Annotated in this window: 12 protein-coding genes and 1 pseudogene; 4 read left to right on the top strand and 9 right to left on the bottom strand. The window is 48.5% G+C overall.

The window, feature by feature from the left end:
* Together radA and LDL35_RS01460 are read left to right on the top strand one after the other, a co-directional pair.
* A pseudogene (radA, locus tag LDL35_RS01455) lies at positions 1 to 474 on the top strand (DNA repair and recombination protein RadA); the annotation flags it as partial.
* Between the two features lie 35 nt (positions 475 to 509).
* The gene (locus tag LDL35_RS01460) at positions 510 to 1,208 is read left to right on the top strand and encodes a phosphoglycolate phosphatase (protein ID WP_304018764.1); all 699 of its coding nucleotides are present in this window, start codon (positions 510 to 512) and stop codon (positions 1,206 to 1,208) included.
* Here LDL35_RS01460 and LDL35_RS01465 read toward each other — a convergent pair.
* From LDL35_RS01465 to LDL35_RS01475, 3 genes are read right to left on the bottom strand one after another with little or no spacing between them, the layout of a single operon-like run.
* Positions 1,190 to 1,441, bottom strand: coding sequence for a PRC-barrel domain-containing protein (locus tag LDL35_RS01465; protein WP_011449883.1), 252 nt, complete (start codon positions 1,439 to 1,441; stop codon positions 1,190 to 1,192). The genes LDL35_RS01460 and LDL35_RS01465 overlap by 19 nt on opposite strands.
* On the bottom strand, positions 1,438 to 2,490 hold the full coding sequence (locus LDL35_RS01470; protein WP_304018769.1) for a site-specific DNA-methyltransferase: 1,053 nt from the start codon (positions 2,488 to 2,490) through the stop codon (positions 1,438 to 1,440). Before LDL35_RS01470 ends, LDL35_RS01465 begins: the two co-directional genes overlap by 4 nt.
* Before the next feature lie 11 nt (positions 2,491 to 2,501).
* The gene (locus LDL35_RS01475) at positions 2,502 to 3,380 is read right to left on the bottom strand and encodes a CBS domain-containing protein (protein ID WP_304018772.1); all 879 of its coding nucleotides are present in this window, start codon (positions 3,378 to 3,380) and stop codon (positions 2,502 to 2,504) included.
* A 392-nt stretch (positions 3,381 to 3,772) separates the two neighbouring features.
* Between LDL35_RS01475 and LDL35_RS01480 the strand changes: the two genes are divergently transcribed.
* Positions 3,773 to 3,988, top strand: coding sequence for a PspC domain-containing protein (locus tag LDL35_RS01480; RefSeq protein WP_011449880.1), 216 nt, complete (start codon positions 3,773 to 3,775; stop codon positions 3,986 to 3,988).
* Between the two features lie 113 nt (positions 3,989 to 4,101).
* Here the strand turns inward: LDL35_RS01480 and LDL35_RS01485 are convergent, their stop codons facing one another.
* Positions 4,102 to 4,731, bottom strand: coding sequence for a tetratricopeptide repeat protein (locus LDL35_RS01485; protein WP_304018775.1), 630 nt, complete (start codon positions 4,729 to 4,731; stop codon positions 4,102 to 4,104).
* A gap of 286 nt (positions 4,732 to 5,017) precedes the next feature.
* Between LDL35_RS01485 and LDL35_RS01490 the strand changes: the two genes are divergently transcribed.
* The gene (locus tag LDL35_RS01490) at positions 5,018 to 5,992 is read left to right on the top strand and encodes a GTPase (RefSeq protein ID WP_304018776.1); all 975 of its coding nucleotides are present in this window, start codon (positions 5,018 to 5,020) and stop codon (positions 5,990 to 5,992) included.
* A gap of 14 nt (positions 5,993 to 6,006) precedes the next feature.
* On the opposite strand, the gene LDL35_RS01495 is transcribed toward LDL35_RS01490, so the two are convergent.
* Genes LDL35_RS01495 through LDL35_RS01515 form a run of 5 tightly spaced genes read right to left on the bottom strand, consistent with a single transcriptional unit; the run spans position 6,007 to position 9,939 of the window.
* Positions 6,007 to 7,179, bottom strand: a complete 1,173-nt coding sequence (locus LDL35_RS01495) for an ABC transporter permease (RefSeq protein ID WP_304018778.1) — start codon at positions 7,177 to 7,179, stop codon at positions 6,007 to 6,009.
* Positions 7,176 to 7,862: an ABC transporter ATP-binding protein gene (locus LDL35_RS01500; RefSeq protein ID WP_304018788.1), complete on the bottom strand. Its 687-nt coding sequence runs from the start codon at positions 7,860 to 7,862 to the stop codon at positions 7,176 to 7,178. The genes LDL35_RS01495 and LDL35_RS01500 overlap by 4 nt, the downstream gene beginning before the upstream one ends.
* A gap of 1 nt (position 7,863) precedes the next feature.
* Complete coding sequence (locus tag LDL35_RS01505; protein ID WP_304018780.1) at positions 7,864 to 9,024, bottom strand: hypothetical protein; 1,161 nt, start codon at positions 9,022 to 9,024, stop codon at positions 7,864 to 7,866.
* A complete protein-coding gene (locus LDL35_RS01510) occupies positions 9,021 to 9,686 on the bottom strand; it encodes a Yip1 family protein (RefSeq protein ID WP_304018781.1) in 666 nt (221 codons plus the stop codon). The genes LDL35_RS01505 and LDL35_RS01510 overlap by 4 nt, the downstream gene beginning before the upstream one ends.
* A 40-nt stretch (positions 9,687 to 9,726) precedes the next feature.
* Complete coding sequence (locus tag LDL35_RS01515; protein ID WP_011449873.1) at positions 9,727 to 9,939, bottom strand: helix-turn-helix transcriptional regulator; 213 nt, start codon at positions 9,937 to 9,939, stop codon at positions 9,727 to 9,729.
* Positions 9,940 to 10,000: the final 61 nt, after the last annotated feature.

The following is a 10,000-nucleotide window of genomic DNA, read 5'->3' on the forward strand; positions in this document are numbered from 1 at the left end:
CAGGAATTCTTAAAGAATATCCATGTTGCCCGTGCCCAGACATCTGATCACCAGATGCTCCTTATCGAGACATCCCGTGAGCTTGCAGAGGAACTGAAAGCTGCAGGAAAGCCGGTCAAACTCGTGATCGTGGACTCACTCACCGGTCTTTTCAGATCAGAATATGCAGGCCGGGGCACCCTTGCAGAACGCCAGCAGAAACTGAACCGTCACATGCATGATATCTTCAAGCTCTGTGACGAGTACAATGCCATCGGTCTTGTGACCAACCAGGTCCAGTCCAATCCGGCAGTTTTCTTTGGTGACCCGACAAAACCTATCGGAGGAAATATCGTCGGGCATACCGCCACCTTCAGGGTATACCTGCGCAAAAGCAAGGGCGGAAAGCGTATCTTCCGGCTTGTTGACAGTCCGAACCTGCCGGAAGGGGAAGCAACGTTCCTGGTGGAAGAGGGCGGTCTTCGGTCCTGCTAGGTCCACAATTATAGGAGTATAATAGGAGTGTATCTGTGTTACGGGGAGTGATAACCGATATCGATGGAACACTGACTGATGAAAAGCGCAGACTTTCGACTGCTGCCATAGAGACAATACGAAAGCTCCAGGAGAGTGGTATAGAGGTGGTGCTCTCATCAGGCAACACCTCCTGTCTTCTCAAGGGGCTCTGCAAGCTCATTGGCACCGGTGGAACCTTCATCGGGGAGAATGGCGGTGTGTACCGGATCGGGTTTCAGGGTTCCATGCAGGTTATGGCAAACCGGGATATTGCAGTTAAGGCGCTGAACCTGCTGGAAGAATATTATGCGAAAAAAGGCATCCGTCTTGAGCTCTACTCCCACCAGGAGCGGTATTCTGATATCGCGTTTGCCCGTGAGGTACCGGTTGAAGAGGTCAGATCCCTTCTTTCAGGCTGGCCGGTGGATATCATGGACACAAACTTTGCTATCCACATTCACGAGGCCGGTATTGATAAAGGAAGAACATTTCAGATCGTTGCAGAGCAGCTGGGTATAAAACCTGATGAGTTCCTTGGCATTGGAGACTCTGAGAATGATATCGGGATGATTAAGGCTGCAGGAACCGGCTGCTGCGTTGCAAATGCTCAGGAAGATGTACGGAATATCTCTGACTATTGCTCATCAGTTCCGTACGGCGAAGGCTTTGTTGAGATAATGAGGATGTACTTTCCTCACATTCTTGCAAGGTAACGATCTACCACAATAAAGTCTTTTATGTCCCTGACGGCTTCGAAGGGGATAAGCATCCGGTCTCCGTCCAGGGTATATCCGGTTGTATCAAAGGACTGATCAGGCTCCAGCACCAGGTCTGTGATCAGGCCTGTATCAAAATCTACCATCAGATTGCGAAGTGATCCGATTGCTTTCCCGTCATTGGTCACGATCTGTTTCCGTGAGAGTGTGCGGGCAAGTATGGACTTCATATATCAGATTTCGGTTGTATCCAATAATAAATCTCCCGATCAGATTCCGGTGTCTCCGGTTTTCGTCCGGGTTTTATACCGGTCTGTTTAAGGGCTTTTTCTATCGACCAGTACCCCCGGTCAAATTCCTCTTGTAATTGCTGGTTTACTTCTTTCTGTGAAAGACTGGTCTGGTTCAGCTCGTTATACCTTTTCCTGAGCTGCTCTGTCTCCTCCGGACTCCAGGTTTTCCGGGTTCGTTTCCTGCCGGGTTCTTTCGGGGTCTGTGCGGTATCAAGAAGAAATCCGGGGACTACTGCCATCATCTCATCAATCTTCGCATCAAACATGACCGGTGAGATCTCAAACCCGGTTGCTCTCCGCAGGAGTCCGATTGCAGTCTTTGCGGTTGAGAACCCCCCAAGAAAGAGGTCACACACGAGATCACCCTCATTACTGCTATACTGGATGATCTTACTAAGTAGAGCGGTCGGGAGTTCGTTTTTATTCTTCACTTTCCCTGGTTTATACTCCCGGTTGATGATCCAGACATCCTCCCGATCCTGGTAATTGAGCGATCCCCCGTTCTCATCCTTTTCAGCAAGCGATATCCTGCACTCGGTGTTGAAGGTCCGCTTTCCCCCTGGCTTTGCATAAAAGAGGATATGGTAATGTGATGAGACATACTTCAGGCTGGTAAATACCCCGAAATTATACCGCCAGATGATATGGTTTACCTCTTCAAGACTGGTTTCGTAGAGTGCATTGAGAATATGACGAAGGTGGGTATATCCGGAGACGATATAAAGAGAACCACCCGGCCGGAGGATTCGTTCGGCCTGTAAAATCCAGGCTTTGGTGAATGATTCGTACTCCTCCGCCGGAATCTCCACATATCCGTCGGTGACAAATGATTCGTTCCGGTTATAGTGCCGGTGGAGTTTGTCTCCTTCAATCCCATAGGGAGGATCGGTTATGATCAGATCAACTGAGTTGTCAGGAATGAGCGCTGCTCCCTCTATGCAGTCGCCGTTGTAAAAAATGCCATGCGATGTCGTAAATGAACGCATAAATCCACCGGTTAGTTGGTCGGCAGTGTCCGGAAGATGTCAGACTGTGTCAGAATGCCTACCGGCCGGTTCTCTTCAAAAACCACGAGCCGCCCGATTGAACGTTCCTTGAACTTTCTGATAACTTCATACAATTGGACCGATGCATCGGCATAGACCACGTCTTCGGTCATGACCTCACAGACCTGGGTGTCCAGGGGCAGGTCCTGCTCAATAGCATGAAGGATGTCTGACATGGTCACAATGCCACGGAGAAATCCCCCGTCCATGACCGGGGCACCATGGATATGATGGGTATTAAAGAGTCTGACTGCTTCTTTCAGGGTATTTTTTGTTGATAGCATCTTGATGGGAGTTGTCATGTAGTCCCGGATGGGTTTTTTCGGTAACGACACCATCTCAAGGATGGAGACGATAAGTGCCGGTTCGTTCTCATCCTTCCCGAAGACCTCGCCCTTGATGAGAAGTTTATTGACCGGGGTTGGTCCGATGGTGATGATATCGCCGTTATTGAAGAGTTTCACGCTGCCGATGATCCGAATCTGGGCATGACAGATGTCAGCATGGGAGAGGGTGGTAAAGATGATCTCCCCGACCTTTACCCCTGGAACAATCTCGCCATCACGGGAGATCTTGACCTCATAGGCCTCGCCATCATGTTTCAGATGTAACTCCTTGTAGGCAAGTGATGTCGGGTGGTACCCGCCCTTCGGCCCAGGGATACCATCAACAAGTCCGATGGCTTTGAGTGCCTGCATCTGGTTTCTGACTGTTCCCGGATTGCGTAAGATGATGTCGGCTATCTCCTCTCCTTTAATCGGGAGAGATTTTTTTTCATACAGGCTGATAAGCGTAATCAGGATGTCGTTTTGAATTGGAGAGAGATCCATAGTTATAAACTCATGTAGGCCTTCATCTTGTCACATTCCCGTTGGAGAGCGTCACAGATACCTTTCCCAAAAGGGATATGTCCCAAGACCGGCTGATCAGGTCTATCAGATTTTATTGCGTCTATCTACATGATAAATCATGATGGTTCTGTTCGGATGTTACGAATAAATAAAGAATTATTAAGACATTTTCAGAGTAATTTCTACTACAAAAATGGGATCGCGTCCATGCTGTTCATTTAAGCTTCATCGTATTTCTCATGCTGAAAGCTGTTTCTCTGCTGATTCACCGGTGTGGTTCTTTGTGCACAATTTGTATTGGAAACTCGGATAAACTGAGATCTTCTCTCCTTCGCATAAGGATTATTTATTTTGAGGAAAGAGAAGTGAGCATGGAACCAAAACGGTTGTACCGGTCCAGAAAAGATAAGATTCTCGCAGGAATATGTGGAGGTATCGGAAAATATCTTGACATCGACCCGATTATTATCAGACTAATCTTCATCGTCCTGTTACTCACGGTTGGATCCGGCATCCTGATATACCTGATCGCCTGGATTCTCATTCCATTAGAACCGGAAGATGCTGAGTTTGTTGTAAAAGAGTAAAAAGTGAAAAAGGATTTTAGTCATCCGTGTTTGAGTTGGTATATGAATTCATGAGATGAAGGGTATGTCCTGATAACGGGATCTTCTCTTCATTTCTCCAGCGTTACAAAGGGTCAGATATTATATTCCGGGCAGTCAAGCCTGAATCCTGTGTCATATGCTTCGTTCATCTCATCTTTTCTCAGAAGCGCTTTGAGTGCATGACCTTTCTTTCTCCACAAATATCCTTTTCCAGGCCGCATCTGTATTGCCTTTTCGAAGGCTGAGAGAGCCTCTTCAAACCTGCCAAGTTCCATGAGTGTATCCCCCTGTTGTTCCCATATCCCGGGATCATCTGGATGTAAGCGGGCTCCCTCCTCATATGCCTCCAGTGCTTCCTGATATTTTCCTGATTCGAAGAGGGCAGAACCCTTTGATATCCAGGCTGCTGCATGATTCGGATTATTCCGGATAACCTGTTCAAATGTACTGATTGCCTCTTCGAAACGGGTCAGTTCGATAAGGGCACGCCCTCTGTTCATCAGTGCATCAGGATCAGCAGGGCACAGCCTGATCACCTGTTCATAATCAAGAGCTGCGTTCTGATATCGCTGAATTCTCATGTGAAACACTGCTCTCATCCTCCATGCATCAGCGTCGTCGGGATGTAACTGGATAAAATTGTCATATTTGCGGACCGCTTCCTCGTACCGTCCTCGTGCATTAAGGTATACAGCCTGGTGCAATGATTTGTCTGTGCTCATTGGATTTCCTTGTCAATTCAGATGGAACAATTTGTCAGCCGGGGGGTGAGATCAGATGTAATTAATGATGGAATCCAGACTGATAAAATAAAAACTTTTTCTTCAGTCAGAACGATCATCAGAAATAATTTCCAGAGACAAAGAAGAAAAATGGTCGAGAATTAATCTCTATTGTGCGAGAATTTTATTGTATCGTTTATTTGTTGGAAGACTGTTAATTATTAGGTAGTATATGAAGAGGGGAGTTAGTATATACCTGTACGCGTATACATACGGGTGAAATATCGTGAGTTTTGAAAAAATCCCTACCGTTCCCACGGCAGATGAGGTGCTTGACCGGGCACTTCGTCGTGCTGCAAAGAAGATGCGGGAGAAACCAAATAAAAAGCGGGCAAGCGTTGAGTTTGTTGAAGCTGCCTACCTCTCGGTCCATGATAAACTGGTATCAGTCATTCAGTCTTTTCCTACCCTATCTGAAGAGCCCCAGTTTTACCAGGATATTGTTGAAATCCTCTGGACTACGGACCGGCTGAAGAAATCCTTAGGTGCTGTCGGCTGGGCTGCCCGATGGTCCAAGGATCACCGGGGCGGTCTTGCAAAGGATGTCAGGTACTCTTCAGAAGAGAACTCAATTGCAGCACGGAAAAAGGCAATCGCCCGTCTCTCATCCGTTGTCCACCAGATTGAAGATGATCTCCTGTTTTTGAATGATGTCCGGAATATTCTTCGGAAACTGCCTACCGTTGAGGATGTTTTCACCATCGTAGTTGCCGGATTTCCAAATGTCGGTAAATCCTCATTTATACGGAGGGTCTCTTCAGCTGAGCCTGAAGTTGCCTCCTATCCGTTTACCACAAAAGGAATCATCGTCGGTCATTATTACCACCGGCATGAGAAGATACAGCTCATTGATACGCCCGGTGTCCTGGATCGGCCTGGTATTGAGCGAAATGCCATCGAACGGCAGGCATTATCGGCAATTGTGAATATTGCGGATGCCCTCCTCTTTATCCTTGACCCGAGTGCCCATTGCGGGTATCCTCTGGAAGAACAATTAAGGCTCCTTGAGGAAGTAAAGGGTCTTGTTCAGGTACCGATTGTGGTAGTCGCAAACAAGGCGGATCTTACTAGTATACCTGAATACCCATCCATGTCCACCGGAAGTGGTGAAGGTGTCCAGGAGATTCTTGATGCCCTGCTTGTCCATAAGGACGGATGGAAACCGAAAAAAGCAAAGGAACCTGAAGAAAATCAGGTTTAATTCTGTTTTTCCTCTTACTCATGTCTGAGTGCATCAATCGGCCGCAGATCTGATGCTTTCCATGCCGGGTATAATCCAGACAGGATACTGGTTGCAACACCGAAGATCATCCCATAAGGTATCTGGATAAGGCTGGAGAATGCGAAGAGGTATGATGTCTCCTGAAGCATCACGGCTATTGCTGCATATCCTCCAAGAAAACTCAGCACACCTCCGATAATGGAGCCAGATACCCCGAGGATCAGGGACTCGTAGATGAACATGCTCCTGACCTCTGCCCGTTTTGTCCCGATAGATCTGAGGATTCCGATCTCCCGGTACCGCTCCATCACAGACATCATCATGACATTGAAGATGGAAACTCCTGCAACGATGAGAGAGATCCCTCCGATTGCCATCGTAAAGGTGGATATCCTCCCAAAAGTCTCAAGGATGGTCTCAAGGATCGCCTTGGTATCATAAACATTTACCTCGGTCTCCCGCCGGTTTAACTGAGCATCGATTGAATTCTTGACCTGATCGATATCTTTCAGGTTTCTGACCTTCACGATAACCTGGTCATATCCTCTGACATCATAAAAGTCCTTGTACCACTGGTCTGATGCGATTATTGCATAGTCAGGGCTGATATCAAATCCCATCCCCCGCTCTGCCAGAATACCGACCACCCTGACCCCGGCCTCCTCGTCACCGACCAGTATCCGGGAGCCGACGGCAAGGTTATTCTCTTTGGCTATCTTTGCACCGACCATTACCCCTGATGCTCCCCGGAGGAACTGGCCTGTCTCAAGATTCAAAAGGGTCGGAATATCCTGCGGATTAACCCCGTAAATGGAAGCAGCAAGGATCTCACGACCTATCCTGATTCGATCGCCGCCGGCATACACGGGAACAACCTCGTTATTCCCCGAAGCACGGCGTATCTGTTCCAGTTGCCGGTCAGTTATCCGTTTGTCAGTCCCGGTACTGGTCATCCCCTGAAATGAGATATGGGGGGTTACCACGACTGAGTCACCGACGTCGGTCAATGAGTCTGATACGGATAAAACCAGGCTGTTTCCGAGGATACCCATGGAGGAGATGGCAACCACCCCGATGATGATCCCAATGGCTGCAAGAAGGGATCTGAGCCAGTGGATCTGCAGGTTTCTGATCGCAAGACCAAAAAAGAGCCGGTGACTACTCATGCCTCCTCCTTGATCCTCCCATCTTCAATCATGATGACCCGATCTGCATACTCTGCTGTCCGGGGATCATGCGTGACCATGACAATCGTCTTACCCTGTTCCCTGCAGAGTCTTGTGAGAAGCTGCATAATCGCGGTCCCCGTCTTCGTGTCCAGATTCCCTGTCGGCTCATCACAGAGCATGATCTCCGGATCATTGACAAGGGCACGTGCAATGGCTACCCGCTGCTGCTGTCCGCCGGAGAGTTGACCTGGCCGGTGGTGCCAGAGATCTGACGTAAGGCCGACGGCAGCCAGGACCTCCTTGCACCGGTCTGTGCATCCGGTCTCCCCGGTCTTGAGGATGAGCGGGTACTGGACATTCTCAAGGGCATTGAGGAGGAGGATCAGGTTGAACTGCTGGAAGATAAATCCCAGAACATCACGGCGAAGCTCCGTCAGCTGGTCATCTGTCATCGTCCGGATGTTCTTTCCGTCTATGATGACATCACCTGACGTTGGAACATCAAGACACCCGATCATATTGAGCAGGGTGGATTTTCCTGACCCGGATGGCCCCATGATGGCAATAAACTCCCCTCGTTGAATCTCAAAAGAGAGGTGGTCAAGAGCCACCACATCTCCTGCATCAAGGGGGTAAATCTTGGTGACATCAGTAAAGACGATCACCGGCTGTGTATCCATCTTATCCCCGTGGTCTTCTGCTGTACCAGATGGCACCAATCACTCCCAGTGCAATCACTACAAGAACACCGATGATAACCGGTGAAAATCCTTCTTCATCCTGTTTTGGTTTGGGACCGGTTCCTTCACCGAGTTCGACCAGAGTATCTGAAGCGAACTCGTTCCCGTCATTATCCTTAAAGGATGTCCGGAGCGGGACTTCAGTGACATTTCCATCTGCCCGGAAGGTCACTTCAAAACTTGCAAAGTCATCAGGCTTGAGTGCACCAACGGCATAGACCTTGAACGGAAATACCGGGACCGCTGGTTCTGCGGAGGTTATTACGACTGCATTCGCCGTTTCAAGCCCGGAGTTTGTAACATCACCGGTCACCCGGTAATAGTCCTTTTTGGTATCAACCTGCACATTTGAAAGGACGGTGTCTGCCTGTTTCCTGCTCTTCTTTCCGGTCTCGACCGGCAACGTGTATGAGACCTCATGCTGGTTTATGCCATTCTGATACTGGACAATAAATTCAATCGGTGAATCTCCGTATGGCGTTACCGAGAAGGGGATATCTACCGAACTATCAGGTGCAAGGACGCCGGAGAAGTATGATGTCGGTGTTATCTCATGCTCTCCTGCCTGTGGTATCACCGTAACACCGGTAACCTGATTATCACGGGGATTCCCGACATGAATGGTCAGATCCTCCTTCTTTCCTGATACAAAGGTCTCCGGCTTATTCAGAACCGACACCTCAAGGGGATTATCCTGGACCAGAACCCTGAACGGATACCGAAGGAAGTTTGCATCCCTGAAATCCACTGAGAAGATAGGGTAAAATATTCCGGTTGCCCCCCCGGCCTGGAGCGTGTAGGTAAAGCTCATCGTGTTTCCGGCACCAATGGCTCCAACCTTTCTATAACTGTCAGATAGTACTTTGAACTCTTTGGAGAGCATCTGTGCACTGGATATGGCCACACTCTTCGTCCCGGTGTTTGCAAGCGTAATGGTCACCGTTGCGGTGTCATAGGGCATAAGAACCGCCGGGTCAATAGAGAGATTGATCACCTGTATCTGTGCTGCTGCCGCTTCATTCTCCGGAAGAAGTTCTGCAGTATTGATGGATACGAGAAGGAGACTTACAAATAACAGGGTGATGATTGCCCCTGTTCTCATGCCGCTCCCCCGGTGAAGAGCAGGAGGCTTGCAAGGGTGTAGGCGATATAGATGAGCACCGGAAGTCCTGCGACGATGAGGGCTTTTTTTGCCGGAAGACCACAACAGGCCTCTACACCGATTGACCAGATATTGGCAACCCAGATGAGGAAGATGATGGTGATGATGGTTGAGATGATGCTGAATTCATGAAGAGCAGGGTCCAGCATCATAGACATTGCTGCCTTACTGATCTCTTCCGGATTGGTGGACCGGATGGGGCTGATATCTGCCTGGGGGATATAATATCCGCTCAGGAGAAGCGTGATGATGGTTGCAAAGACGAGGGGAACCATACCATAGCCACAGATCTCCATGACCCGCTTGAATGTCCCGGTACCCTGCATGACCTTCTGCAGTCCAAAGAGGATCACTGCTGCAACCAGCCAGATGATAAAGGATGAAAAGAATGTTGATATTGCAGCACTGACTGCAGCGATTGTTGCAAGCCCTTCCATCATTCCAGAAAACAGTTTCCCTGAGAGTTCTCCCATCATATACCCGGTAATCGATCCGACTAGTGCCATTACAAGGATGATAAGGGCAGGGATTTTTAGTGAGGGTTCCTGTTTACAAATGGTGCTGAAAAAAGCACGGGGGTTTGTTAATAATTCTATAATCATAATTTCTTCTTATGTTGTAGGTTTTATGACCTGTTATGGGTTATTCATCCGGTCCTGTTTCATCATCAAAGAAGAATAGTTCTTCGATGCTGGTATTCAGAATGCAGGCGATATGATGGGCCAACCGGAGGGATGGATTATATTTTCCTTTTTCAAGAAAAACAATGGTCTCCCGTCTGACGCCTGCTTTCCGGGCAAGATCAGCCTGGGTTATCCCCTGTCTCACCCTGAATTCCTTTATCCGGGTGTACACGGCTCCCCCCTAGTAGACATCACCCTTGTGGTTATAGTAGGTCTGAAAGAGGATGGTGCTG

It is taken from the genome of Methanospirillum hungatei (genome assembly GCF_020216685.1).
In the GTDB taxonomy this organism is placed as follows: Archaea; Halobacteriota; Methanomicrobia; order Methanomicrobiales; family Methanospirillaceae; genus Methanospirillum; species Methanospirillum hungatei_B.